Here is a 25532-nt window from a genome sequence, read left to right as displayed (position 1 = left end):
ATGATTACTCTGCTTTGATTAATTTTAAGTTAATAGCGCTTAATACTAAGCCTAAAATTAAGATTGATACGGCAGCCATAAATAATGAGCCGCCATCGCTTTTGCCTTCATGTAATACTTCAACACCCAGTGGGGTAAATAAGTGAAAGAAAACCGCACCAGCCATGATACCGGAAGACGCTAAACCACCCAACACGTGTATTTTTGCACGTAAACGCGCGCTATTTTGGCCTGATATTTTATCTTTAATCAACAAAATTAAAGGGCTTAGCAAAAGTAGACTTGTCGCTAATTCTGCACTACCAACGACAATTGCACCGTATTGCGCAAAGAAAGCACCTAAATCGACAGATAAGGTTGCAGCCATCCATGAACCGATCGTAGAGAAAATATGCTCTGTATCTGGATGACCAGAGAATTTGTACGGGATGGAAGTCAGAAATATTTTAGCGATCCAAAAAACGATAGCCCAGCTTGCGATAGTGTAAATGCGTTTTTTTGTTAGCATATTAACAATCCTTTTAATTATGTTTAATACTGTCACTCAATTTATGATTATTTAGTTCAATACGTGAGGCCAGTTTTGGTCCGCTTTTACAATAAAGTTTAGTTTGTCTTTTAACCATTGTTGCCTGATATCTGCGTTGTAGTTTAAGTAAAGCTTACCGTTTACAATCGTCCATTGTGTTGGATCCGAAGAGGCAGTGTCATTCTTCGCGACTGCATAGGCACAATAACCGCCATATTGTGGCGCGTATTTTTCTGGTTCTTGTTTGAATAACGCGAGGTGTTGGCTGTTACTAAAATACCAATCTTCCCCTTTATATTCGAAACTGAATTTTTTTAAGCCTTTTACTGCTTTTGATTGGGTGAAATAAGCAACAGTGTCGTAGCCACTTACTGCTTTACTACTAAAATAACCCGTATAGATAGGTGCTTTAGCAAAACTGTTAAACGAGAATATTAGGCTGCTGATAACTAACAATTTAATTATATACTTCATGTCTATTTATCCTACTGCATTAAGTTGATCTAGTCAGGTATGTACTAGGTGTTGTATATACTATAGCGGTAATTAGATTTATAATTATCACGAAGTTATCACAATTTAATAGCAAAACAGCACATTGTGATATTGTAGCTCTGTTAGCATCCACTCTTTATTGTTTATAGTTTTTACCAAAGGTAATTTTATGGATTTTTATACGTTGGCCTTAGGTCTATTTATGCTGTGTCATGGTAGTTATATTTTATTCACGCGCGCTAAAGCAAAACATCAAAAAGCACGTTTAGACTTTATGAGAAAAGCATTAGGTCGACCATTTGGTCTTACCATTTATTCGCTTATTTATGTCATTCTACCAATTGTTTTTGGTATATATATAGCGTACGCAGGTTTCAATAATGTGTCCTTGAGCACAATATTTACTGGTTAATGGTCTGAGGAATACACATGTCTGAACAAGAAAAATCATATAACGTTAATATGTTGAAGCTTGTTAGAGAGGGTCTAACGGCACTTTCTGATGCGCAAGCACAAAAACGTAGCTTACAAAATCCAGTATCAGAGACTCACTTTCTCGGTAATTGGATTATTAGTGCGTTAAAAGAAAAACGTTTTGATATTATCCTCGCGGGTGATTTGAATATTTGGTTGCAAGAAAGCCGTACATTAGGGCCTAAAGCTGATTTTAAGCAGCGTTTTGAAAAAATAGAGCTAGTGTATACGCAGATTTGCGAACTGGAATATAAGAATTTAACGCAGTTTATTTTAGAAGATATTTTGACTGAGTTAGATAATGAAGGCTGGTTGGTTGAAACTGAAAGCAATGTGACGGATAAGTTTAAATTAAGCTCAAGTGGTGAGAATTCACTGGTTATTTGTGCTGAGGTTTATGATCGTGCTTTCTCTGATACCGATGGTGTATTAGAAAGTCCGCTTTCGGTCTTTATTCGTCATGGTGATCAAGCATTTATTGATAAAATGTTCTCACACGGCTATTTGGTGTTTGGTTCAACGAACCGTTCGATTGTGAAACGCCATAACCGTTATATTCTCCGCCCGTTTAATCACGCTAAAAAGTTAGCTATTTTACCGACACTAGCAGACTAAATTAGCATGATATGCAGGGATGATCTTGATTGATTATCCCTGTGTTGTACGTGTTGTTAGTATCTTATCTATGTCCGCATTTTCGCTATTTGTACTTTCAGTATCTTCTGGTGTCGTAACTGTTTTAGAAAATTGTTCAGGCAGAGGTCTCAACAAGCTAAATATTTGCGAAAACATGACAATCACAAACGTAATAAACAGGTTGAAATGTTGAATGCCGGGTAACGGTAATATCACGCTAAATAAAATGAAAATGAGCGCGAATTTACAAGCATGACCGAGGATCATAAAGGTATTGGCGCGCATTATATTGGCTGAGCCGGTATACAAAAATGACAATCGGGTAAAAATATATTGTGGTAGCAAAAAGATCATCCCACCTAGCGCTGCTGAGCGTGTAGACTTGTGATCGGTACCAAGATAAGTCGCTGAAACAATAAATAATACTAACAACAGCTGACCTAAAATGAGCTTTAGTGCGTAACCTCTGATGGCTAATTCATATGCATTATGTGGCATTTACAGCTTACCCTTCCTATTTAGATGAATTACACATAAACGCTATTTTACCGCTTTCTAGCGAGTTATGCATGAAAATCTTTAGTTTTGAAGTGTAAATATTCTTAAATGTACCGAGTAACATTTTATCCAACCTCTACTCTTATTAGAAAATAAAGAGTATGTATTAATGAAAAACAAAATGTACTCGTTGTTATGGTGCATAACTGAATTAGAAATTACTATTTTAAAATAAATTAAAATGCGTAGTTATAGCCAACCGCGAAACTATCATCACTTGAATCGCCGTCATCTCCGCGATAAATCAGGGTTACATTTTGGCGATCAGTAAACTGGTAACCAAGGGTGAGGTCGTATTTAGCATTAGCCATTTGTAAGCCGCCATCTGCGATATTATCAGACCAAGATTTACCTTGAATATCCGTGGTATAAGAGTAGCTACCAAGTGCCCACAGTTGGTCGGTGATCGTGTAACGCGCATACACCATCCCTGTGATTACCGCAGAGGCTATATCAATACCCTCACTTGACATTGAGTTGTCCATCGGGAAGTGTTCACTGTTGTTTTCTACAAGTACACCGCCGACATACACGATAGGCCAAATGTAGAAACTGTCACCCACAGGAATGGTCATGTTTGGTCCTGTTTGTACAACCGTCATATTACCAAAGAACGGGTGCTCTGCATTCACCGCATCAATTGACCAACCTAAACCATTTTCGGTGTTAATTGTGCCCCAACGCAGGCGATAAGAGCGGGCACTCACTTCGTCACGTGTTAGTGGGTTAATTGCGTCAGCGTCTTCGTTAAGCATATTTTTAGCTTCAAAAATAACCCCTGTTTTTTGTGTCTCTGTGCTTGATAGCATCAGCATGCCTTTAAAGTCTAATCCCGCGGTACCGTAAGCGAGACCCAGCGTGGTATATACATCGGTTGGATCTGACATGTCGAGTTCGGCACTTGTTTCGGCTGCCATGGCTGGAGACATAAAGGTTAGTACTGCAAGTGTCATGATAGTTTTTTTCATAATTGACTCCGTTCTAGATGAAATATTGATATGATTGAAAGCTATATTTGCGCTATATCGTTAATGGATGAGATCATGCTGTGACTTTTTTGAGCTGACGCTGTTGCCATTTTTTACTGAAAAATAAGTAAGCATAAATACTATTGATAATGAAACTGGCGGCACCAGCGGCAAGCATTAACTCATCATTACGTGGCATGGCAACAACATTACTTTCAAACATGGCGGGGTTGCTGAAGTAATACATAAATGAACCCGCTAAGGTAAATGCACGGGCTTGTAACCAGGTGCCTTTTTTAATAAATAATGCGGGAATGGTTGCCGATATAAGTACCATCAATTGGGCTGTCGCTGAGCCTGGGAAATTTAAGTAAACAAAAACAATATTCCACACATCATATGCAATGATCCAGAAGACAGTCATCGCTGGCCAGACCATGTCTTTCTCTTTGCTTTTGTCTGCCTGAATACTCAGCCAACCGGTTAAGGTGATAATTGATAAGATACCGCCAATGGCATTCAGCACATTCGCCGTATTACCCATACTGAAGTCTTGCATGACTGCTTCGGAGATATTAATGGCGAGAAATGCTGCGGCACCAAATTTAGCCCATTTCATGTTACCTATTTTGGTAAAACGGATCAGGGTGAATAATGCAGCCGCACCGACTACCGAATAAAGTTTTACCCATTTAAACCAGTAAGTAACATCATAGCTAGACCACAGAGGGATAAGTACAACAGGTAAAATAAAGAACAGTAAGTAGTTACTCCAAGCTACGCGGCGACATATCTCGTTCAGTAGCATTAGGCCAAGTAATACCAAGAGTACGTGCCCATAAGCCCGATATTGATACCACTTATGAATGGTAAATGAATCATCATCGAGACGAAAGCTAATGCGATCATCAGCGAAAAATGTGAGCGTTGCCCCGTCAAAATCTTTAATTTTAGAGTTTACATCGCTGTTAATGATGATGCGGTTATCTTGTTGGTGCCAAGTTTGCGGTTCGCTGTGGTTAAACCCCCCTGATTGTTTGATTACTTGTACCTGGTTATTATCTGAAAATTCTAAGCGGTAAAGCATACTGCCTTCACCTGGTTTGCCATCACGTGTACCTTGCCAAATGGTATTGTTAATGTCGATTACATAGGCCATATCATTGCTGGCTGTGGCTGCGTTTGCACCACTTGCACAGACCAGCAGTAGCAATGCCAACATGGCCATAAAGATAGCGTTAATTCTGTTTGTCATCATCGTGCTCTCTATCATTTAGGTTCAGGGACTGCGTCCATCCAATGGACGCGATTTGTTGAATATTCACATTGACATAATCAAACCCTTATTCGTTTTCCTCTCATGACCGGATCCAACTCAGTCCCCGCGTATTCACTCATTAATGGTTGGTTTTTACCGCAAGGCGGCTCACCCGTTGGGTTGTTGCGTTTTTTATTGAAGTACCAAATGGCAAATGGTATGTGTAATACAAGATTGATTGCGCCCCAGAACCAGAGCACTTGCTCATTGGCCCAGCTTGAAGAATCCATCACCGGCGTGAAGATATCGGCGTTTGCACGCACCAGAATATGGAACGCCAGTGTATATACACGTGCTGTCATGTATAGCTCTGGGCGACCTTTGATGAGCGGATAGAGCTCTGCTGCCATTAAGATACAGAATGAACTAGCGAAGAACCCTGGGTTTTCACCAAACACGAATGCCAGATTCCAAGTGGTATAAAGAAAGTTCCAGGCGGCGGTCGAATAGAACAACAAATCATTGGGTTTACCACGACCGATCACCCAATACATACGCTGACCGTTTTTGTAGCGTGGGAATGGAATGGTGATACACAAGATCACACCGCAGATGGCGTTAAAATAATTGGCGGTTGCGAAGTCTTTCACAGTAGCCTCAGCGATGTTAAGGAAGAGTACCGCATAGAGCACTTTTAATACCCAATCGCCACGGAAGAATGATAAGAACTTATTTGGATTATCATGATATAACCACGCGATACGGGCACCACCCACCACAATTGCAGTAGGAATCAGTACACTGACGGTTTTAGCCCAGCGGAACCAACCATCTAAGTTTTCTGCCCATAAGGGTGCGGTTAATAATGAGAGTAACCAAAATGCAGCGGTTAGTTTTGGGGTCCGGCGCATACCTTCTACCATTAACAGTAGGAATAATATGTAACCACCCATGGATACAATATATTGCCAAGCAGGAATATTCATACTACCTCCAATCAGTCTTATAACTTATTAACCAAGCTGTAGAGCAATGGCTCTAACTTGGTTTTATTATAGTTATTTAGCGACGGGGATAGCGCGATGTTGATCACGATTTACAATCTAACTAGCCCTAAATGGATATGCTTGATAGCTGTGTGGTTTATATCTAATTTATGCTATTTTTTTTGCGACAGAGCGCGATGATTTTCTTTTTTATGCAGGTAAATCGTTGGTTAATTTATGGTGTGTGAGATACAGACAATAATATGTAATGTAAAGATAATGCTGGCAGCGGTTCATTTTGCTAGCATAACGTAATCATTATCAAGGAACTGATGAAAATGGACATAGAATCGAGTTACAACACCTTTACGTTAACAGTCGAGAATAGCGTTGCGCATTTACAATTTAGTCGACCTGATAAATTGAATTCAATGAATTTGGATTTTTGGCGTGAATTCCCTGCGGCTATCGCAGCACTTTCGATGACAGATGATTTACGTGTGTTGGTGATTTCGGCGCAAGGCCCACATTTTTGTGCCGGTATGGATTTAGACGTATTCCAAAGCCCTGATAATTTCCCTATGGGTAGAGATAAAGCCAGAGTTAGTGAAGCGATGCGTCGTTTTATCATGCAGTTGCAGCAAGTCTTTACTGATCTTGAACAGTTACGCGTACCCGTATTAACAGCAATTCAAGGTGGTTGTATTGGTGGTGCGTTAGATCTGATCGCAGCATCAGATATGCGTTATTGCACGCAAGATGCGTTCTTTACGATTAAAGAAGTGGAGTTAGGCATTACCGCTGATCTGGGTACATTACAGCGTTTACCGAGTATTTTACCGCAAGGCATCGTGCGTGAACTCGCGTACACAGGGCGTAATTTTAGTGCCGCTGAAGCGGATAAATTTGGTTTGGTTAATCAAGTGTTCGAAACGCAAGAAGCCATGTTAGATGGGGTGTTACAGATTGCCAGTCAAATAGCAGCACATTCACCACTGGCAGTGACAGGCAGCAAAGAGATGCTTAATTACAGCCGCGATCACGGTGTTGACGATAGCTTGAAATACATGGCGACTTGGCAAGCGGGTATGTTGTGTTTAGAAGAAACCATGACGATATTACAAGCCAAAAAACAGCGTAAAGCACCGGAATTGAAACCGTTACGTAAAGTGACAGGTTTGTTCGTTAATTAATGCTCTCTATCATTTGTAACGCTAACATTTTGTTTTGTCTTAGTTTTTAAAGGTTGCTTACTTTTACTTACAGAGCGGAGATTCAGTAATTGTCATTATTTTGATATTTTATATCGCAATGACTTCAATAGTGTAGTTTTGAAGGAACTTCATCCCATTTTCCAGTTTTAGTGAATTAAGATAAGTGGGTTCTGAGTGCATCTATAATGAACTGATAATTTTAAGTTGTCAGGTTACATAGATGCTTGCTTGTACAGTATATATAGAATAACTATTTACATTATAAGGCATATGTATGAAGTATTATTGGTTACCTTTTGAAGACAAAGACTGGCAGTTAGATATGGTTAGATTAGCGAAGTCTGATGATATAAATAGTAAAATACTTCCTTTTGAGAGTGGGGTAGCTGCGAATGCATGCTTCGGTCTTACTGCTCGTGCTGGGGATTGGCGTGAGATAAAAGCTGGTGACCAGATTTTTGTTGTTGGTCATGGTCACAAATATCAAACCGATAAGATGTCTTGGAAGTTAAAGGTGCCTAATCCAGCTAATCCAACCGGCCCAACTGTACCATCGAGTAAAACTTGGAGTCATATCGAATTAGCCCTGCATTTATCGGCTAAATTAGGGCTACTAAAGAAGCAGAATCTAACTATTCATATATATGCGTGTTTTAGTGGCAACAATATTACAGTATTTTCAAAGTCACTTGGGAGTAAAGTTACCAAGGAACTAAAAGGTCATAGATTTAACGGGAAAGTTATTGGTTATAAAGGTGCGATAGGAATGTTAAAGGCTCGAGGACATCAAACGGGGAGCAGCCGGATCACTGCTGCTCCACATTTTTCACGTTTTGGCTCCGGCCCCGATATGCGTGGTAAAGCAACTACAGATGCTATAACTAGCTGGATAATTTAATTGCGGGTCTTGAATCAAATCGATTGATGATAAGGCTCTCCTTGCTTCGGCGAGGGGGCGTATCAATGATTAATAATTGAATTTGTGTTGTGCATATAAGCTTGCGGCTTTGAACCATATATGACCTAACTGACCAGAACCAATTTCTAAGTCATCAAGGTGTGTAACGGGAGCAACTTCTTTACTTGAGCTGGTAATCCAAACTTCATCTGCTGATTTGACTTCATCTAATGTGATAATACGTTCTTCTACTTTAAAAGAACCGTCTTTTCGCAATACATCCAGCAGTATACGTCTCGTAATTCCAGGTAAAATCTGGTTATCTTGAATTGATGTGGCAATTACTTCATTCTTAACAATAAAAACATTAGAAGAGCTGGCTTCTGTTAACTCGCCATTGTCGTTGAAAAGTAATGTTTCTTGGCAGCCAGCTTCATACCCTTCTTGAAAATGGAGTACATTTCCAAGTAATGCGGTTGATTTAATTTGGCATCGCTTCCACCTTAAATCAAGTGTACTCGCCAATGCGTAGCCTTTTATATGATTTAAGTCACTACCTTCTAATTGCGGTATTTTGAATGCCATCGCAAATACTGTCGGTTCTACACCTTCAGGAAAAGCATGAAAGCGTTTTGTATCTGCCCCGCGGCTGATATGCAAATAGATACCCAATGAACCTGAACCATTTTTCTCGCTGAGCTGCTCACAGATAGACTGCCATTTATCATGTTTCCAGTTAAGGTCAATGCCTATCGCTTTTAAGCCATCATTCATGCGGTCAATATGCCACTTAAAGCCAATCATTTTTTCATTGCACGAAGGTATCACTTCGTAAATACCGTCACCAAATAAAAAGCCACGATCTAACGGTGATATTTTCGCTTGTTCAACAGGCATGTATTCGCCATTCAAAAATACGATACTCATATTTTCCCTCAACATTAGGTTACGTTATATGGTGATAAGTACCATTAAAGTACCACTAAAGTGTAGTTCGGTGTTAGGTGGAATCTAATAAAAACTTTAAATTATCTAACCAATGTCACCGTAATAAAGGGAACATAGCTATATTTTTTATGTTACGGAGGGTTGTTTTGATAGAAGATGTAGTTACTGAATGTTAGATACAAAAAAGATGCTCTAGATATCTGAATGTCGTTTGACAGTGGTAAGTGAGGGGATTTGTAATGTGTTATCTGATTTTAGATGGCCAATTTAAAATGAATTGTTCAAGTAAAATTAGCCATCTATATTAAGGAGCTTTAACGCTCGATGGTTGGAATTATCGCTGTGTTTTGCGCTAATGAAAACTCAATCAGTTCCAACATCTTATCTTGGATCATCGGCAGACTTCTTGCTTCTACAGCAGCCGCTAAAGGTTCGTTAAGCGCAGTGCTATAACTACGGTAACCCTTTCGAATAGGAATCGACATTGACATTGGAATTCCCTGGGCAACACCACCACCAATTAACTCGATTGCTTGTGCTGTAATTAATACGGTTTTAGGGTCTTTTATTGGTTGGAAAATAATACCATTTTCGTCTGAACGCACCATGATCCCTGAGAGATCCGGTCTCCAGCTCTCATCTAACTGTGGCATGAAACGCCATGCACAATGCCAGTCTTGGCATACAGACGGTCTTTTGGTATAGATCTTACAGCCACCTTTTTCCATCAAGTTTTTACAGACTTGATCGGCAGGCTTTTTAAAATTGTCATCATCAATCTGAAGTACAACGCAGCAGGCTGTACACTCTCCACATTCTCGACCGGGAACTAAATGTGACTCGTTATTTTTACTCAATTCTTCCACCTGCATACGACAATTTAAAAATGATAGATATATCTACCAGCTCTTATAACTTAACACTCACTGTATTACTACTGTTCTCTGTCGCGTATGGCCCGTTAGTCGCTAACCTATTGAAATGGGATAGCCTAATATTGGACAGGGCAGAGTAGGACCGTAAAGTGTATTGTTTACTGAATTTTAGATACAAAAAAAGATGCGCTAAGCATCTTAATATAAATCTTTTAATAAAGAGAATGGCGGTGACGGAGAGATTCGAACTCTCGAAAGGTTACCCTTTACACGCTTTCCAGGCGTGCTCCTTCAGCCACTCGGACACGTCACCTAATCAGATTGTTATATGATATATAACGACGCGTACTTTAGGGAATCCTCCCGTAAAGGTCAATGAAAAATTCTGATTAGAGGTTTGATTGCTGCATTACTGAGCATCAGTATTCATATTACGCATTGTGAGCACGATCAAAAAGTAATCCATAAGTAGCGTATTTCTCTATTTTTTTGTGCGACTACACGAAATTAACTAAAGTTGTTACCAGAAATGACGATATAAACCTTATAATTTTGGTGATGGAACATATCGCTATTCAAATATCATAAGGATTCATGGTCTGATGAAGATTCAATTCTCGAAATCATTGCTGTTGCCTTTTACGCTTGGCATTGCAGCCACAAGTTGTCAGTTATCTGCGACGGAGTTTGATGCTCGCTCATACGCAATGGGTGGCGTTGGTGTTACTACGGCGGATTACGTTACTGCTTCGTTTCACAACCCTGCAATGGCAGCTAAACATGATGTGCGTGATGACTTTGGCTTATTAGCGCCAGTAATTGGCCTTCAAGTCGATGATCCTGATGATTTATATCATGACGCCTCCAATCTTTATGATGTTGTTTCTAATGCTAACCTCCCTGATGATGCGGCCGCAGTTGAAGCAGCATTAGCGAAAATTGTGGGAGATAAAGCCTATGCTGAAGCTGGCTTTGGTTTCGTTGTGTCTGTGCCGACACGTTATTACTCCACCAATGTGTTTCTTAAAGGCTATGCCGATTCTTTCATTTTCTCTGATGTAATCGCGGATGATATTAACAATGGTGTCATCGATTCTAAAATGAGTGTGTATGCGATCTCTGTAGTTGAATTCGGAATGACCTTTGCGCGTAAATTCGATACGCGTTATGGCGGCATGCATATCGGCATATCGCCTAAATACAATATTATTTCGACTTATAACTACTCACAAACAATTAATACATTTGATCCAGGCAAATACAAAGATGGTGCAACCAGTGATAAGAAAGGCTTCAACCTAGATTTAGGAATGGAAGTTGGTTTACAGCATGGACTAAGCGTGGGTGCAGTAGTTAAAAATTTAATCCCTCAAGAAGTCGATTTAAAACCGATGAGTGGTTCAAGTGCGAGTTATAATTTAAACCCAATTGTCACCACAGGGTTAAGTTGGAGTAGTGACTATGCAACGCTAGCCGTTGATGTTGACGTTAATGCCAAGAAGCGTTATAAAAATATAAACAGCCTATCGGGTGTTCAAGATGATTTTGATGATACCCAAATGCTGAGAATTGGTGGTGAAATTGGCCTACAGTCAGCAATGCAACTGCGTGCTGGTTATGTGAAGGATTTGCAAGGTAATAAAAAACAAGTATTTACTGCTGGTATCGGTTTTTCTCCCTTTAATGTTTTCCATCTTGATGTTGGCGCCAGTTATGGTGGTTCAAACAAATTTGGCTTAGTCGCACAGACCATGGTGTGGTTTTAATAAACTGGTTTAAGTAAAATTGGTCATACCCTCTATATTTGAATCTAAGTATTGTTTTTCAAGGTAATGTGGGTATTTACTTTAAGCACATAAAAGCTTGAGGTATGTCATAAACTAAAGTGACTCTTTATTCTACTATCTTGTTATACGATTTATGATTGAATCTAATACAAGGAGAGTTAAAAGATGCCAAGTAATCAAGCGGCCATACAAGCACCACGCGTAACTGTGGATATTAACGATGATGTCGCCATTGTTACGCTAAATCGAGGCCGAAAGTACAATGCATTAGACATGGATATGTTTTATGCATTAGATAAGACAGCAACAGAACTTGCTAATAATAAAGCCATCCGAGCAGTCATTATACGTGGTGATGGTAAGGTGTTCTGTGCTGGTCTTGATGTCAAAAGTATTATCAAAAATCCCCTCAATCCCGGCAAACTATTAAAACGTGAAGAAGGCGAACTCGCTAATCTGGCGCAAAAGGTCGGTTATCTTTGGCGTCAAATCCCTGTTCCTGTCATTGCTGTCACCCATGGTGTGTGCTTTGGTGGTGGGCTGCAAATTGCGTTAGGGGCTGATTTCCGTTATAGCACCGCCGATTGTGAATTTTCAGTGATGGAAATTAAATGGGGACTCATTCCTGATATGAGTGGCATGGTCACCATGCGTGAGCTTACCCGTATTGATATAGCGAAAGAGCTCACGATGACAGGGCGTAAGTTTAGCGGTATCGAAGCGGAGAAATATGGTTTGGTGACGCATGTCTGTGATGATCCAATGGCGGCGGCGATGACTTTTGTTGATAGCCTTAAAACGCGCTCTCCAGATGCGATTGTAGCGGCTAAATCATTACTTAATGATTCATGGGCGGCATCAGAACAAGCGGTATTAGTATTGGAAACTCAAACCCAAAGAAAAGTCATGGGAAAGTGGAATCAAATTATCGCAGTGACTCGTAATTTCATCAAAAAATCATTACCCTATAGAAAACGTAGTATTTAACAGGCGGTCTCATAACTATGTCCCAATTGAATATCAAAGCATTATTAGAACCTTCATCTATTGCCGTTATTGGCGCTAAAAATAGCCCCGAAAGTATTGGTTATTGGGTTATCAAAAATTTACTTGCCAGCCAGTATGATGGTCCAATTATGCCGGTATCATTAAAATCGAATAATGTGTGTGGGATTTTAGCGTATGAGAAACCAAGTGAACTCCCCATAGCACCTGATCTTGGTGCGATTTGTACCCCAATTCGTTTTGTTGCTAAGATCGTTAAAGAGCTCGGTGAAGTCGGCTGTAAAGCGGTTATCTTATTTAGTGATGAGCCTTATGAAGGTAACGCTGAGATTTGGGAGAAAATTGGCTTAATCGCGGCAAAATACAATATTCGCGTATTGGGCCCAAGTAGTTTAGGGGTATTAAATCCGCGTCTTAAATTAAATGTCAGCTTGGCTCACGTCGCACCGCCTGCGGGTGATGTGGCGGTTATTTCACAATCTGCAGCGTTTGCTACATCTATGATCGACTGGGCTGAAACGCGTGGTGTAGGCTTCTCTTGTTTCATTTCGATTGGTACCCGCATTGATGTCAATTTTGCCGATTTAATCGATTATCTAAGCCGCGACCGTTTTACTAAATCAATTGCTTTGTATGTCGATAATATTATTGATACACGCCGTTTTATGTCGGCAGCGAGAGCCGCGGCATTTAAAAAACCAATTGTGGTGGTACGTTCAAGTTCAAACGTAAGCGGACCAACGGCGTTATTACAAGACCGACGCAATAAAATCTCTTATAACACCGCTTATACAGCCGCATTCCAACGCTCGGGTATGCTACGGGTTAATGATACCTTTGAACTACTGTCGGCAATCAAAACCATTGCGACGATCAAGCGCTCTGTGCGTGGTGATAAAATGTTGATCATCTCGAATGGTGGTTCTCCGGCGTATATGGCCATTGATGTACTGATTAAATCTGGTTGCAAGCTGGCTGAATTAAGTTATGAAACCGAGCAGAAATTATTAAAAGCATTGCCTAATAAAATTAGCTCCATGAACCCGATTAACATACTCGGCGGCGTTGATGCAGAGGCGTACAGTAAAGTGATTGATATTGTATTAGAAGATGCACAATATGATGCTTTACTGATTATCCATGCTCCGCAGGTGACGGAAGCATGTCATGTTACCGCTGAAAAACTGATCCCTCAACTGGTTAAAAATAACAAAAAAGGCCCGATTATATTCACGTCATGGATGGGCGAAACCAGTGGGCGTCTTGCCCGCCAGACCTTAATTAAAGCGGGTGTAGCGTCATATGGCACCCCAGAAGTGGCGGTCAATGCCTTCAATTATATTGTTAAATTTAGACGTCATCAAAAGCAACTGATCCAAACCCCTGAAACATTAGCTGATTTAAATCCTGGTTTGATTGCTGACGCTAAGATGATGGTCGATAAAGCCATGCGTAAAGGCGTGAAAGAGGTTAATGAAAAAGGCGTTAATCTCTTACTCAGTGCATACGGCATTATGTCGGACACAGCGTTAACCAAAGATGAGGTGAATAAATTCCGTATCGAAGTTGTCGATGATGCCGCCTTTGGTCCGATTATCTGCTTAGGTGAAGCTGGTGGTGACTGGGACATCGATCAGGATGCGGGCGTTGCATTACCGCCGTTGAATATGGCGTTATCTCGCTACCTTGTGGTGGGTTCTATCAAGCAGGGCATTATTCGTGAGCGTAGTTTATCTGTGCGTTTAAACATGGAAGGCTTGTGTGAAATATTAACCCGTATTTCACAGATGATCATTGATTTCCCGATGATCAAATCTATTTCGATAGATCCATTAGAATTGGGGCGCAGTGGTTATAACATTAAAATGGACAAGGTTAATATAGGTTTACGTGGTCGACGTTCACTGCAAAAGTTAGCGATCTTACCGTACCCGAAAGAGCTTGAAAGTATTTATACCATGAAAAATGGTAAAGCGGTGTTATTAAGACCGATCCGTCATGAAGATGAGCCACAGCATCAGGCCTTTGATTCATCGTTAACCGCAGATGATCGTTACCTACGTTATTTTGGCGCACGTTCTAAATTCAGTCATTTTGAAATGGCGATGTTAACGCAGATTGATTATGAACGTGAAATGGTATTTATTGCCAGTGCGAAGAACCCGATGGGGCAGCCTGAAACCTTAGGGGTTGTACACGCTATTTTTGATTGGGATAATGGCGAAGCAGAATTTGCCATTTCAGTGCGTTCTGATTTGAAAGGGCAGGGACTCGGAAAAGCCTTGATGTTGAAAATTATTAATTTTTGCCGTCAATTAGGCTTAAAAAATATGGTCGGTTTTACCATGCCAACCAATTCGGGCATGATTAAATTAGCAAAATATTGTGGCTTTAAGGTGACGATGGATTATCGTGAAGGCAACGCAGATTTAAAATTAAAACTAAATGATTAATTTACAACGCATCAACCTCAATTTATTAGTCAGCTTGCAGTACTTGTTACAAGAGCAGCAAGTCACTGCCGCTGCACAGCGTCAATACATTACCCAATCGGCAATGAGTAAAAACCTGGCGAAATTACGTGAGATATTTGCCGATCCGTTATTAATCAAACTGGATAATAAAAGTCAGTTAACCGAAAAAGCCAAACAATTAAAACCAGTACTGGCACAGATCTTAAATAATATCGATGGCTTGTTAGTGACCGGAGGGTTTGATCCGCTGCAATCTCAGCGTGAATTTACCATCGCGTCAACCGATTACGTGACCGATTATATTCTGCCTGTCGCCCTTGCACATTTATATCAACAGGCTCCGAACATTAAACTTAATCTCACCTATTGGGATAAGTTTACGTTAGCGGCGATGGAGCGTGGCGAGATTGATTTAGGGGCAACAATTATTCGTCCCGAGCATAAACATCTTTCTTATTTACCGTTAGAAAAAGATAGCTATGTGTGTATTATGCGTCAAGGACACCCGCTAGAAAATGAGGTGTTAACATTAGCGAATTATACTCAATACCCACATGGCATTATTACCTCGGGCTCAGACAAAGCGGGTGACATTGATGTCGCCTTATCTGCTCAAGGATTGTTCAGAGACGTAGCATTACGTATTCCTTCTTATTCTTCCGCTTTTAGTATTATCGCTAAAACGGACCATTTATTGACCATTCCCAACTCTATTGCCGATAAATTAATCATTGGTGAGCAATTCACGCAAAAAGAATTACCGATCAAATTACCTATTTTACAGGCTGCAATCATTTGGCATCCCCGTTTTGACCATGATTTGGCACATAAATGGCTGCGAGATGAATTACATGCTCAATTAAGTCGCAACATTCCAAATGGGACTACTGCGAAGTAAAAGAAGTCATTATATTCATTTCGATTAACGCTTTATGATTACCTTAACGCAATGGAGTGGTGATCATCATGTACGAAATTATAGTGTCTTTATTAGTAATTAACTTCTTTGGCATGCTCAGCCCAGGCCCTGACATGATGTTAGTGTTAAAATACGGAAGCCTAAACGCGAAGCGTGCTGCGTGGTACTGTGTTGGCGGTATTATTTCCGGTTTAGCCGTACATATGATGTTAGGTTTGTTTGGTATTTCGTTACTTATTTCGAGTAATCCTATGCTGTTCAATGTCGTGCGTTGGTTAGGCGCTGCTTACCTTATTTATATTGGTATTAAATCATTGCGTGCAGGTAAAAGTGACATTACAGTGGATGCGGGTACATTAAATTATCGTCCTACGAAAGCGTATTTAGACGGCTTATTGTGTAATTTATTAAATCCGAAGATTTTGATGTTCATGGTGGCGGCATTCAGTCAGGTTATTGCACCTGAAACACCAACATCAGACAAGTTATTAATTAGCTTATCTATCTTTTTAGAAACGGCAGTACTGTGGTCGTGTTTCATCATATTATTGAACCGTGGCACACTTAAACAAATGCTCAATCGTTATCAAGATAAGATCAATAAAGCCACGGGTGGCCTTTTGATTACTCTGGGTGGCTTCATTGGTTTAAGTAGCTAACAAAAAATCGCTTTAAAAAGAAAGGCGCTGTGGGTTAATAACCGACAGCGCCTTTTTGCATTAATGGGGTTTGATATTATAAGTTAGAGTTCAAACACATTACGTTGTTGCTGGAAGGCTTCTACATCTGCAATATAGGTGCCTTCAAGCTTTTCTACATGAGCCTCTTCGTATTCATCGTCCTGTTTATTTACTTGGCTGATCGTTGACATGATTAAGCGGTCAGCGGTGCGAGATTTTAACTCCACCATAAAGCGAATAAGGTCGACACGCTCTATTTTTTCTAATTCTTCAGCGATCCTCTCTGACTTATTAAAGGTTTTATCTTTAATACCAATGGCGTGCCACAGGCGTTTACTTTTGCTGTTTATGTTGGCATCTGGCTCATGTAATTTAGAGATCAAGCCTTGTTTACTTGATTGCCATTGCTGTTCGGTAAACGAGATCATCCCGAATGGGAAGAAATCAATAAAGTCATTGATCGCATCAAGCAGTTTTATCGGTGGTGTATGTGGAGACTGTACATAGAACATCAAACCGGCATGACGATTAAGCGGGATATTACCTGTACCCACGACATAACCCAATTGTTGCTGGGTACGTAGTTCATAGAAGAATTTAGATGACATCACATGGTTAGCCAAGCTGTAATAGGCCAGCTCTTTGGGTGATATCTTCGGTGATTGGTAATAAATAATGAGCGCGGCATCGTTATGTTCAACCGCAATTTCATGTACTAAAGAGCCTGTATTTCGAATATCCACCAATTTACGTATTGTCTCTTTGCCGGGTGAGCTAAATGGATGCAATTTATCTTTCACATACTGGCTTATCTCTAGCGCTTGAGATTGATGCCAGTCACCGTGTACCAATACTTCAACACTGATGTTTTGATATACTTTTTCCAAGTACTCAGGTAATTGTTCCTGCTTAATACTCATTAACGCTTTCGCTAAGCGCTCGCTTGACGGATTATTTGGTTGTAGCACCGAAGTGAGCGTTGAAAATAAGCGATTGATTGGTTTTGCTTGTTTCTGATTTTCCCACGAGATAAGCAGCTGATTACGAATACTCGAGAAGGTTTCACTATCAACCATTTGTAAGTGACGATGACCGATGATCAGTTTTAATAATTCGAACTGTTTTTGGGCAAATCCGGCAATGTGTAAGGTAAAACCGCCTTGGTGCGCATAAATGTGGTAATTAATGCCAGCAATCTCGGCTTGATAAGTCAGGCTGTTTAATTGCTCCATCAATAGCTCAACCGCTAATCGGGTCATGGCTATGTTATGGGTATTGGCAATGGCATATTCACTGTCTATCGAAATGAAGATATTACCCTTGGGTAAATGGAACTCATGTTCTTGCATAAACCAAGTTTTAAAGCCTTCACTCTGAGCAATCAACGTTGGTTGCTCAGTTAGATTGGTTTTATCCAGCGCAAGGGCTTCTAACGATGAACTCATGAAGCGGTTTTTTATCGGTAGTGCCAGACTTTCATCAATCTCTACATTCGCCCAACGTTGTAGCTGGCAAGTCGTAAAGGCCTCGACACGATAAGGCGTATCATACCAAGCGGCCGTTTTGTTCGTGTCTAAGTTTGGAGCTGATACCATCAAGCGCATATTCGTGGCATTAAACTGCTGCAAAAAGAAACGGCAAGCCTCGATATCAAATCCCGTCATCATGTAATCACCATAAATGACATGTTCAAGTTGATAAATATGTAAGTTTTGCGATAGGTGAGAGACATTTTTTATTGCCGGTATTTTTTCTTGATAGCGAAATGCTTGCTCTAAGAAATTTTTCTTCTCGTCATAACGCCACGCCTGTAAACCTTGTTCTGCGATCAGTTTGATATATTGTAAACAGAATTCGACAATCTCGGTAATATGCTTAAAGCCATCGCTCGTTAAGCCCATAATGACATTGTAATCTTTAAAATTAGCCCCACTTTGACCACTACCTGCGGATAATGCGGTGACCCAACCTTTGCGTTTTAACAACGACAGTAAACTGCTTTCCGTTTCATCACCGAGTAACTGACTAATGTGGCTCAGTGGTTTGATTTGGTAGTAGGGCACAATATTACCGAGTGGAAAGCAGATGTATAATTTTTTATGGCCACTGATCGATTCAACCCAAATGGCTTGTTGTAATTGCGCGTCGGTATATAAAGGGGTCGCTAAAGGGACCGCGTTTATGCCTCGGTTAGGGATAGCCGAGAACATCTCGTTAAGCATGTGCTCTTGTTTATCGAGTGAAAGTTCGGATTGGATCACTAACTTCATTAAAGAAGCGCAGTAATGTTGTTCGTAAAATCGCAGCAGTTCTTCACGCAGGGTGTCGGTTTCTGTGTCCGCGAGCGTAGAGAGATTACCCACCGAAAATTTGCTAAATGGATGGGTTGGATTGACTGTTTCTTTATGAACTTGATAAAAACGGCGAACATCATCTTTTAGCTTTAGCTTAAATTCTGAATCAACAGCATGGCGTTCTCGGTCTAGCAAATCGGCATTGAAGCTGGGGGCGATAAAAAATTGAGCGAAACGATCCAACGCGTTATGGAAATAGCTGTTGTTAATATCAAAGTAATAGTTGGTGTATTCGGTGCCTGTCCACGCGTTGTTGCTGCCACCATGCATAGAAATAAATGATTGGTACTCACCGGGTTTAGGGTATTTATCGGTACCGAGGAAAAGCATATGTTCGAGTAAATGCGCAAGTCCTTCATGTTGCTGGGGATCATCAAAGTGACCCACGGCGACAGACATTGAGGCGGCGGACTTTTTACATTGATCATCTTGGATCAATAATACAGCTAAACCATTTGGGAGCGTGATGTGACGATATTGTTTGTAATCATTAGGGCTAGTAATCAAGGCGAATGCTCCATGTAATGGCTGCATAGAAAATAAATTAGATCGGCTTCAAAGAATCGCGAATCTAAAATGCAGTAATGAATGCTGGGGTATAAGCTTATTAACAATATAAAATCGTGCGATGACGATACTATTTGCTAATAATATATAAGTCAGTATGGCGCTAAAATAGCGGTAAGTAATTATTTTTTGAAAAGAATTTCAAAAAACATAAGCTAAACGTGGTTTTTAATATTTTTGTCATCAAGGCGCGTTATCATGCAATCGTTTTTTGGTGCTGTGTTAATATCTATAAGACTTCAATAGATAATGTAGCGTGGTGGTATGAAGATTTATATTATGCGACACGGTCAAGCAGGCTTATATGCAAACAGCGATGCGGAACGTGAATTAACGGGTACTGGGCGACAACAGTCTGTTGATATGGCCAGTTGGTTAAGTGCGATTGAACCAACTTTAGATTGTGTATTACACAGCCCTTATGTACGAGCTGCACAAACTTGGCAAGTTATCGGGAACTTATTTACCGTAAGCAGTGTCGAAGTCTGTGAAGATATAACCCCATATGGGGATGCAGAATATATTGCTGATTATGTTCGTGCACTGGTTGAGCAACATAATTACCAAACAATCTTACTGGTTTCGCATTTACCTGTAGTGAGCTATCTCACTTCAGTATTGACAACCGGTAAGCACATGCCAGCCTTCGCAACATCTGCGATTGCTTGCTTAGAATTAGATGAAAACAGTTGTAATTTGAAGTGGTTAGAAACACCCGCGAGTATAAAGTAATACACTGATTTTTTATTGATGTTTATAATTAGTGCTTACACTTTATACAAGGGTTAATGCAGTGTTAAATATCTTTGCATTACCCTATTGTTAGTATATTATGCCGCCATCTGTTTGAGTACTTGGATGGTACTTATATAAGCGTATAAAGGAGTACTAAATGCGTAGTTTTAAACAGTTTAATTCATTACGTATCGCAAGATATGTAAAGAGTTTTTTTCGTGGAACCCTCTATGTCACAGGTTTGGGATTGTTAGAGTTCCAGCAAGGTTTGTTAATCATGCCGAGCAATGCAGCTAACAGTGTTAAAATGCGTATCTCGGAAGTGAATCGTGAAATTAAACGATTTGCAGTTTAGCAAAACGAGCTTGAAAGGTTAGTGTTATGCACTAACCTTTTTTTGTGCCTGCTGTTTGGCTTTAGTCGATAAACATAGACACATTAAAACCGACGGTAATGAGTAGAAAAAGCAGCATCATGATGATGACATTGTAACGCTTTAGAAAGCTAAGTTTTGGATGTTTAGCGTTGAACTTTGCAGTTGCTTCCGCCTTTTTCCTTATCTTTTCTACTTTGATTACGTGTAACTTCTCCTTTGCCAGCATTGCTTGTTCAAGTTGTGCCAGACGCTCATTGTTTTCTTCTTCGAGCGCTGCAAACCACAGGTCTTGTTTATCCGTTACCATGACTCAATTACCTTAAACATATCATCAATAAATGCTGCCATCACGTGACAGACCATTAAAACAAATCTTCTTTCGTTGTCAGCTCAATCAAGATGGATAAGGCTGCACTGCCTCCCCAGGTCTTCGTTGCTTGATGAAACGCTTCAACATCAGGATGCTGCGCTAACCACATCGGCAATTGGCGCTTAAGAATATTTTTGCCATGACCGTGCATGACATTACAACAGCGGATATGCTGTTTACGACACTCTGCAATCAATGCGGATATTTCCACCTTTGCAGTCTCTTGGCTTAGACCATGTAAGTCTAAAAGCAATTCAGGTTCGTAATCACCACGACGTAATTTTTTCAATTCATAAGGTGAAACACCTTCACGTATATAACGCGTAGGACCTTCGTCGGCAATGTGCGGCTCAAATTGATCGGAGAAAAAATGTTCACGTTGCGCTGATTCTTGTCGTATTGAATCATTTGCTTGAATTTTTGGTTTATTAGCCCTGATTTTTGTTTTGCGTATGGTATCCTGTGCCAAAGGTTTTATACCTTTCATACTATCAGAAAAAAGAGCGTGTTCATCCGGTTGCAACGCGGCTTGCGATACTTTTACTTGCGCAGCCTGTACCTGTTCTTTTGCTACATCTATTTGCAGCAACATCTTTTTTTTCATTTGTTTATTAAACATAATGTTAGTTACCCAAATTCAACTGCTAAGCTCAGTTGATTAAACATTTTGTTACTTTACCAAAATTGGAGTCAATTGTGGACAGGATTTTTATTGACGAAGCAGTCAAAGAGTTAACTACAATACAAGATATCATCCGTTGGGCGGTTAGCCGTTTTAACGATGCGGGTATTTTTTATGGTCACGGTACTGATAATGCGTGGGATGAAGCTGTACAGTTAATCTTACCGTCATTACACTTACCATTAGATATTGACCCTCAGATTCGTCATGCAAAACTGCTTACTTCTGAACGCCAAAAATTGGTGGAGCTGATCGTTCGTCGTGTAAACGAACGTATCCCTGCGGCATACCTGACTAACAAAGCGTGGTTTGCGGGATTAGAGTTCTTCGTTGATGAACGTGTATTAGTGCCTCGTTCACCGTTTGCAGAATTGATCATGAATGGTTTCCAACCTTGGTTAACAAACGAGCCAATGCGTATCCTTGATATGTGTACGGGCAGCGGTTGTATTGCTATTGCATTGTCTCAAGCATTCCCTGATTCAGAAATCGACGCCGTTGATATTGAACATGGTGCGATTGAAGTTGCCGAGATCAATATCCAAGATCACGGTGTTGAGCATCAAGTAACACCAATTCAATCTGATTTGTTCTCGAACTTAACTGGTTTACGTTACGACATGATCGTATCGAACCCTCCTTATGTTGATCAAGAAGACATTGATAACCTACCAGACGAGTTCAAACACGAACCTGAAATCGGTCTACAGTCTGGTTTTGATGGACTAGAGCTAACGCTTAAAATGCTAGCGCAAGCACCTGATATGTTAAACGACGGCGGTTTACTGTTTGTTGAGATCGGTAACAGCATGGTTCACATGCAAGAGAAATTCCCAGAAGTACCATTTACCTGGTTAGAAATGCAAAACGGCGGTCACGGTATCTTCGTGATCAGCAAAGAGCAGATCTTAGATTCGATGGCGCTGTTTGCACCGTTTAAATAGGCGCACCGTTTAAATAACGCTGTAGCGAACTATTATTGGGTCTTTAACCCATGATAAACCTGTGATCGTCTTATGATGGTGACAGGTTTTTTTTATTCCTTATTTTAGCTATTTGCTATTGTCGCTAAGCCGTGGGTCTTGTATTCTCGAAGGTATTAGTCGGCATTATATAAAGGAAACGCTGTTATGGCAGGGAATAGTATTGGGCAATTATTTAAGATCTCCACATTCGGAGAAAGCCATGGACCAGCACTTGGGTGCATCATTGACGGCTGCCCTCCAGGACTCGAAATCTCACTCGAAGATCTGCAGTTTGATCTTGACCGCCGTAAGCCTGGCACATCTCGCTATACCACTCAACGTCGTGAAGCTGACGAAGTTCAGATCCTTTCGGGTATTTTTGAAGGTAAAACCACAGGTACTTCAATTGGTCTGATGATCAAAAATACCGATCAACGTTCACAAGATTATTCAAATATTAAAGATACCTTCCGTCCTGGTCACGCTGATTATACTTATCATCAAAAATTTGGGCATCGCGATTACCGTGGTGGCGGTCGTTCATCGGCGCGTGAAACGGCAATGCGTGTAGCGGCTGGTGCTATTGCGAAGAAATACTTAAAAGAACAACACGGTATTGTTATTCGCGGTTATTTATCACAACTGGGCCCAATTAAAGCAGAAGCACTGCAATGGGATCAAGTTGAACAAAACCCATTCTTCTTTCCTGATCCAAGCAAATTAGAAGCGCTTGATGAATACATGCGTGGATTGAAAAAATCAGGTAACTCAGTGGGTGCCAAAGTAACTGTGGTTGCTGAAGGTGTGCCCGTTGGTTTAGGTGAGCCGGTATTCGATCGTTTAGATGCTGAAATCGCCCATTCGTTAATGAGCATTAATGCCGTGAAAGGTGTTGAGATTGGTGATGGTTTTGGCGTTGTAGAACAGCTTGGTAGTGAGCACCGCGATGAAATGACACCAGAAGATGGTTTCCTTTCTAATCATGCTGGTGGCGTACTGGGTGGCATCTCAAGTGGGCAAGACATCATTGCTCACATTGCGATGAAGCCAACATCAAGTATTACCATTCCCGGTAAATCAATTGATAAGTTTGGTAATGCAATTGAAGTGGTTACCAAAGGTCGTCACGATCCATGCGTAGGTATTCGTGCAGTGCCAATCGCTGAAGCACAACTTGCTATCACGCTAATGGATCACTTGCTAAGACACCGTGCGCAAAACCTACATGTAGTAACAGACACACCAAATATGTAGTTTTAGTTACATTAAGTAAAAAAGGTCGCTATATTTTTGAAAAATAAAGGTGTACGTGCAATTGCAGTATTGGAAGGGTTCAAAGGGAGCGTTTCTCTTTTGGTTGGTTTTGGACTTCATGCCTTAGCTGGGCGTGATATTCACCAATTAGCCGAGTTGCTTGTTAGGCACTTTCATCTAAACCCTGCGAGCCATTTATCCAGTGTGTTTCTGAATGCCGCGAGCGACCTAACTGACTCTCAGATGGTATTGCTAGCGTTGGCAGCATTTGGTTATTCGGTTATTCGATTTATTGAAGCTTTTGGCTTATGGCGTGGATTAGTCTGGACTGAGTGGTTCGCATTGGTTTCTGGGGCTATATATATACCCTTCGAGCTATATGAAATAATTACCCATGCTAGTTTCTTTAATATCGGTATATTTTTGATTAATGTGTTGGTTGTTTGGTATATGAGTTATGTACTTTTCAGCAATAAAAAAGAACACGTTAAACATTAATATTTGAGCATTTATTAAATACCCATCAGTTTCGGTTGATGGGTATTTTTACATTTAATCGGCTACATAATTACGGTCAACAAATTTCACTTAGAATCCATTGTCTAAATGTTTCAATTTTTTTATTATCAATTTTATTTGTAGGTGTTTTTAAATAAAAACCTTCTGTTGTCGGTATCGTTTGCGAAAAGGGGGCTATTAACTCACCTTTATGTATTGATTTTTTTACCAATGAACTACGTCCGAGTGCAATTCCATGACCATATTTTGCCATTTCAAATGCCGATACTAACGTATCAAATGTCATCCCTTTATCAGTATTAATATCATGAAATCCAGTAGCGTTAAGCCAGTGTCCCCAGCCTTCTTCATAACCAATAACATGCAATAAAGAGTGATCATTAAGTTCACTTGGGCATTTAGGGATTGGCATACCACTTAATAATGTGGGGCTACATACTGGTATTAATTCATCCCAAGTCAACCTGTCAGATCTAAAACCGTCCCAATTTCCATGACCGTATCCCACATTAATATCTGAATCTTTATCAAGATCATTGGCCCAAATATTACTCGTAAAACGGATGAGAATATCAGGATGTTGTTCATAAAAGGATGCCATTTTAGGTGCTAACCATTGGCAAAAAAATACGAGGTTAGAACAGACTGTAATTTTTATTTTTTTGCTATCACCAAAAATCTCATTTGTTGTGGCTGCAAGTTTATTAATGGCTTCGCTAACGGGTGGTAAGTATGATTGTCCAGAATCAGTCAATGTTAAACCACGTGGTAAACGTGTAAATAGAGGCATACCTAAATTAGCTTCTAAGCATTTTATTTGAGTACTAATTGCAGCTTGAGTTAAATTCAGTTCATTCGCCGCTTGTGTAAAATTCAAATGGCGAGCTGATGCTTCAAAAGAGCGTAACCAGTTTAAAGGTGGGAGATTTTTTTTCATTTTAGAACCATAAATGAGACATGTTGTCGCGAATATTATCATGCTAAAATTAACTTTTATTAGACTTAG

General features: G+C 40.2%; 26 protein-coding genes and 1 tRNA gene. 14 read left to right on the top strand and 13 right to left on the bottom strand.

Annotated features, from left to right (window positions below; genetic code table 11):
- Positions 1-4: 4 nt before the first annotated feature.
- Both AKG98_RS20450 and AKG98_RS20445 read right to left on the bottom strand, forming a co-directional pair.
- Positions 5-508, bottom strand: coding sequence for a hypothetical protein (locus AKG98_RS20450; protein WP_067050527.1), 504 nt, complete (start codon positions 506-508; stop codon positions 5-7).
- A 51-nt stretch (positions 509-559) separates the two neighbouring features.
- A complete protein-coding gene (locus tag AKG98_RS20445) occupies positions 560-1003 on the bottom strand; it encodes a YHS domain-containing (seleno)protein (RefSeq protein ID WP_067050524.1) in 444 nt (147 codons plus the stop codon).
- Between the two features lie 190 nt (positions 1004-1193).
- On the opposite strand from AKG98_RS20445, the gene AKG98_RS20440 reads away from it, so the two are divergent.
- Positions 1194-1436 (top strand): hypothetical protein, encoded by a 243-nt coding sequence (locus AKG98_RS20440; RefSeq protein ID WP_067050521.1) that lies wholly within the window; start codon positions 1194-1196, stop codon positions 1434-1436.
- A 17-nt stretch (positions 1437-1453) separates the two neighbouring features.
- A complete protein-coding gene (locus AKG98_RS20435; RefSeq protein ID WP_067050518.1) occupies positions 1454-2113 on the top strand; it encodes a DUF2913 family protein in 660 nt (219 codons plus the stop codon).
- A gap of 33 nt (positions 2114-2146) precedes the next feature.
- On the opposite strand, the gene AKG98_RS20430 is transcribed toward AKG98_RS20435, so the two are convergent.
- The 4 genes from AKG98_RS20430 to AKG98_RS20415 form a co-directional block, all read right to left on the bottom strand.
- The gene (locus AKG98_RS20430; protein WP_067050515.1) at positions 2147-2632 is read right to left on the bottom strand and encodes an ATP synthase subunit I; all 486 of its coding nucleotides are present in this window, start codon (positions 2630-2632) and stop codon (positions 2147-2149) included.
- 236 nt (positions 2633-2868) lie between these two features.
- Positions 2869-3660 (bottom strand): hypothetical protein, encoded by a 792-nt coding sequence (locus AKG98_RS20425; RefSeq protein WP_067050512.1) that lies wholly within the window; start codon positions 3658-3660, stop codon positions 2869-2871.
- Between the two features lie 73 nt (positions 3661-3733).
- A complete protein-coding gene (locus tag AKG98_RS20420; RefSeq protein WP_228140382.1) occupies positions 3734-4918 on the bottom strand; it encodes a DUF5692 family protein in 1185 nt (394 codons plus the stop codon).
- Positions 4919-4995: 77 nt separating this feature from the next.
- On the bottom strand, positions 4996-5904 hold the full coding sequence (locus AKG98_RS20415; RefSeq protein WP_067050509.1) for a hypothetical protein: 909 nt from the start codon (positions 5902-5904) through the stop codon (positions 4996-4998).
- A 338-nt stretch (positions 5905-6242) separates the two neighbouring features.
- On the opposite strand from AKG98_RS20415, the gene AKG98_RS20410 reads away from it, so the two are divergent.
- Together AKG98_RS20410 and AKG98_RS20405 are read left to right on the top strand one after the other, a co-directional pair.
- On the top strand, positions 6243-7097 hold the full coding sequence (locus AKG98_RS20410) for a crotonase/enoyl-CoA hydratase family protein (protein ID WP_067050506.1): 855 nt from the start codon (positions 6243-6245) through the stop codon (positions 7095-7097).
- Positions 7098-7392: 295 nt separating this feature from the next.
- On the top strand, positions 7393-8016 hold the full coding sequence (locus AKG98_RS20405; RefSeq protein WP_067050503.1) for a hypothetical protein: 624 nt from the start codon (positions 7393-7395) through the stop codon (positions 8014-8016).
- Between the two features lie 69 nt (positions 8017-8085).
- Here AKG98_RS20405 and AKG98_RS20400 read toward each other — a convergent pair whose 3' ends face one another.
- From AKG98_RS20400 to AKG98_RS20390, 3 genes are all read right to left on the bottom strand, one after another.
- Positions 8086-8943, bottom strand: a complete 858-nt coding sequence (locus tag AKG98_RS20400) for an aminotransferase class IV (RefSeq protein WP_067050500.1) — start codon at positions 8941-8943, stop codon at positions 8086-8088.
- A gap of 335 nt (positions 8944-9278) precedes the next feature.
- On the bottom strand, positions 9279-9821 hold the full coding sequence (locus AKG98_RS20395) for a hypothetical protein (protein ID WP_067050582.1): 543 nt from the start codon (positions 9819-9821) through the stop codon (positions 9279-9281).
- Positions 9822-10064: 243 nt separating this feature from the next.
- Positions 10065-10152 (bottom strand) — tRNA-Ser (locus AKG98_RS20390).
- 289 nt (positions 10153-10441) lie between these two features.
- Between AKG98_RS20390 and traF the strand changes: the two genes are divergently transcribed.
- From traF to AKG98_RS20365, 5 genes are all read left to right on the top strand, one after another.
- The gene (gene traF, locus AKG98_RS20385; protein WP_067050497.1) at positions 10442-11605 is read left to right on the top strand and encodes a conjugal transfer protein TraF; all 1164 of its coding nucleotides are present in this window, start codon (positions 10442-10444) and stop codon (positions 11603-11605) included.
- 186 nt (positions 11606-11791) lie between these two features.
- Positions 11792-12613: a crotonase/enoyl-CoA hydratase family protein gene (locus AKG98_RS20380; protein ID WP_067050495.1), complete on the top strand. Its 822-nt coding sequence runs from the start codon at positions 11792-11794 to the stop codon at positions 12611-12613.
- 17 nt (positions 12614-12630) lie between these two features.
- Positions 12631-15084, top strand: coding sequence for a bifunctional acetate--CoA ligase family protein/GNAT family N-acetyltransferase (locus AKG98_RS20375; RefSeq protein WP_067050492.1), 2454 nt, complete (start codon positions 12631-12633; stop codon positions 15082-15084).
- A complete protein-coding gene (locus AKG98_RS20370) occupies positions 15077-16003 on the top strand; it encodes a LysR family transcriptional regulator (RefSeq protein WP_067050489.1) in 927 nt (308 codons plus the stop codon). The genes AKG98_RS20375 and AKG98_RS20370 overlap by 8 nt, the downstream gene beginning before the upstream one ends.
- Positions 16004-16071: 68 nt before the next feature.
- On the top strand, positions 16072-16683 hold the full coding sequence (locus AKG98_RS20365; RefSeq protein ID WP_067050486.1) for a LysE family translocator: 612 nt from the start codon (positions 16072-16074) through the stop codon (positions 16681-16683).
- Positions 16684-16766: 83 nt separating this feature from the next.
- On the opposite strand, the gene AKG98_RS20360 is transcribed toward AKG98_RS20365, so the two are convergent.
- Complete coding sequence (locus AKG98_RS20360; protein ID WP_067050483.1) at positions 16767-19565, bottom strand: insulinase family protein; 2799 nt, start codon at positions 19563-19565, stop codon at positions 16767-16769.
- Positions 19566-19889: 324 nt separating this feature from the next.
- On the opposite strand from AKG98_RS20360, the gene sixA reads away from it, so the two are divergent.
- Both sixA and AKG98_RS20350 read left to right on the top strand, forming a co-directional pair.
- Positions 19890-20357 carry a phosphohistidine phosphatase SixA gene (gene sixA, locus AKG98_RS20355; RefSeq protein WP_067050480.1) on the top strand — a complete coding sequence of 156 codons (468 nt, stop codon included), beginning with the start codon at positions 19890-19892 and terminating at the stop codon, positions 20355-20357.
- 160 nt (positions 20358-20517) lie between these two features.
- Positions 20518-20715: a DUF1107 family protein gene (locus AKG98_RS20350; RefSeq protein ID WP_067050477.1), complete on the top strand. Its 198-nt coding sequence runs from the start codon at positions 20518-20520 to the stop codon at positions 20713-20715.
- 61 nt (positions 20716-20776) lie between these two features.
- Here the strand turns inward: AKG98_RS20350 and AKG98_RS20345 are convergent, their stop codons facing one another.
- Both AKG98_RS20345 and smrB read right to left on the bottom strand, forming a co-directional pair.
- The gene (locus tag AKG98_RS20345; protein ID WP_067050474.1) at positions 20777-21043 is read right to left on the bottom strand and encodes a hypothetical protein; all 267 of its coding nucleotides are present in this window, start codon (positions 21041-21043) and stop codon (positions 20777-20779) included.
- Positions 21044-21098: 55 nt separating this feature from the next.
- Positions 21099-21725, bottom strand: coding sequence for an endonuclease SmrB (smrB, locus tag AKG98_RS20340; RefSeq protein ID WP_157534183.1), 627 nt, complete (start codon positions 21723-21725; stop codon positions 21099-21101).
- A 77-nt stretch (positions 21726-21802) separates the two neighbouring features.
- On the opposite strand from smrB, the gene prmB reads away from it, so the two are divergent.
- From prmB to AKG98_RS20325, 3 genes are all read left to right on the top strand, one after another.
- The gene (gene prmB, locus AKG98_RS20335; protein ID WP_067050471.1) at positions 21803-22732 is read left to right on the top strand and encodes a 50S ribosomal protein L3 N(5)-glutamine methyltransferase; all 930 of its coding nucleotides are present in this window, start codon (positions 21803-21805) and stop codon (positions 22730-22732) included.
- Positions 22733-22918: 186 nt separating this feature from the next.
- The gene (aroC, locus tag AKG98_RS20330; protein ID WP_067050468.1) at positions 22919-24007 is read left to right on the top strand and encodes a chorismate synthase; all 1089 of its coding nucleotides are present in this window, start codon (positions 22919-22921) and stop codon (positions 24005-24007) included.
- Between the two features lie 36 nt (positions 24008-24043).
- Positions 24044-24505 carry a DUF2127 domain-containing protein gene (locus tag AKG98_RS20325; RefSeq protein ID WP_198155579.1) on the top strand — a complete coding sequence of 154 codons (462 nt, stop codon included), beginning with the start codon at positions 24044-24046 and terminating at the stop codon, positions 24503-24505.
- A gap of 76 nt (positions 24506-24581) precedes the next feature.
- Here the strand turns inward: AKG98_RS20325 and gcvA are convergent, their stop codons facing one another.
- On the bottom strand, positions 24582-25463 hold the full coding sequence (gcvA, locus tag AKG98_RS20320) for a transcriptional regulator GcvA (protein ID WP_067050462.1): 882 nt from the start codon (positions 25461-25463) through the stop codon (positions 24582-24584).
- Positions 25464-25532 lie beyond the last annotated feature (69 nt).

The organism is Moritella sp. JT01 (assembly GCF_001574435.1).
GTDB lineage: Bacteria > Pseudomonadota > Gammaproteobacteria > Enterobacterales > Moritellaceae > Moritella.
This window is presented reverse-complemented; position numbering and strand designations above follow the sequence as displayed.

Excerpts from the sequence above, each read along its gene's own strand:
- gcvA (WP_067050462.1), bottom strand. The coding sequence starts at position 25,463 with ATGAAAAAAAATCTCCCACCTTTAAACTGGTTACGCTCTTTTGAAGCA.
- AKG98_RS20445 (WP_067050524.1), bottom strand. The coding sequence starts at position 1,003 with ATGAAGTATATAATTAAATTGTTAGTTATCAGCAGCCTAATATTCTCG.
- AKG98_RS20415 (WP_067050509.1), bottom strand. The coding sequence starts at position 5,904 with ATGAATATTCCTGCTTGGCAATATATTGTATCCATGGGTGGTTACATA.
- sixA (WP_067050480.1), top strand. The coding sequence starts at position 19,890 with ATGAAGATTTATATTATGCGACACGGTCAAGCAGGCTTATATGCAAAC.
- AKG98_RS20450 (WP_067050527.1), bottom strand. The coding sequence starts at position 508 with ATGCTAACAAAAAAACGCATTTACACTATCGCAAGCTGGGCTATCGTT.
- smrB (WP_157534183.1), bottom strand. The coding sequence starts at position 21,725 with ATGTTTAATAAACAAATGAAAAAAAAGATGTTGCTGCAAATAGATGTA.
- AKG98_RS20425 (WP_067050512.1), bottom strand. The coding sequence starts at position 3,660 with ATGAAAAAAACTATCATGACACTTGCAGTACTAACCTTTATGTCTCCA.
- AKG98_RS20410 (WP_067050506.1), top strand. The coding sequence starts at position 6,243 with ATGGACATAGAATCGAGTTACAACACCTTTACGTTAACAGTCGAGAAT.
- AKG98_RS20440 (WP_067050521.1), top strand. The coding sequence starts at position 1,194 with ATGGATTTTTATACGTTGGCCTTAGGTCTATTTATGCTGTGTCATGGT.
- AKG98_RS20350 (WP_067050477.1), top strand. The coding sequence starts at position 20,518 with ATGCGTAGTTTTAAACAGTTTAATTCATTACGTATCGCAAGATATGTA.
- AKG98_RS20400 (WP_067050500.1), bottom strand. The coding sequence starts at position 8,943 with ATGAGTATCGTATTTTTGAATGGCGAATACATGCCTGTTGAACAAGCG.
- AKG98_RS20435 (WP_067050518.1), top strand. The coding sequence starts at position 1,454 with ATGTCTGAACAAGAAAAATCATATAACGTTAATATGTTGAAGCTTGTT.
- AKG98_RS20370 (WP_067050489.1), top strand. The coding sequence starts at position 15,077 with ATGATTAATTTACAACGCATCAACCTCAATTTATTAGTCAGCTTGCAG.
- AKG98_RS20375 (WP_067050492.1), top strand. The coding sequence starts at position 12,631 with ATGTCCCAATTGAATATCAAAGCATTATTAGAACCTTCATCTATTGCC.
- AKG98_RS20430 (WP_067050515.1), bottom strand. The coding sequence starts at position 2,632 with ATGCCACATAATGCATATGAATTAGCCATCAGAGGTTACGCACTAAAG.
- aroC (WP_067050468.1), top strand. The coding sequence starts at position 22,919 with ATGGCAGGGAATAGTATTGGGCAATTATTTAAGATCTCCACATTCGGA.
- traF (WP_067050497.1), top strand. The coding sequence starts at position 10,442 with ATGAAGATTCAATTCTCGAAATCATTGCTGTTGCCTTTTACGCTTGGC.
- AKG98_RS20420 (WP_228140382.1), bottom strand. The coding sequence starts at position 4,918 with ATGATGACAAACAGAATTAACGCTATCTTTATGGCCATGTTGGCATTG.
- AKG98_RS20380 (WP_067050495.1), top strand. The coding sequence starts at position 11,792 with ATGCCAAGTAATCAAGCGGCCATACAAGCACCACGCGTAACTGTGGAT.
- AKG98_RS20405 (WP_067050503.1), top strand. The coding sequence starts at position 7,393 with ATGAAGTATTATTGGTTACCTTTTGAAGACAAAGACTGGCAGTTAGAT.
- AKG98_RS20345 (WP_067050474.1), bottom strand. The coding sequence starts at position 21,043 with ATGGTAACGGATAAACAAGACCTGTGGTTTGCAGCGCTCGAAGAAGAA.
- AKG98_RS20365 (WP_067050486.1), top strand. The coding sequence starts at position 16,072 with ATGTACGAAATTATAGTGTCTTTATTAGTAATTAACTTCTTTGGCATG.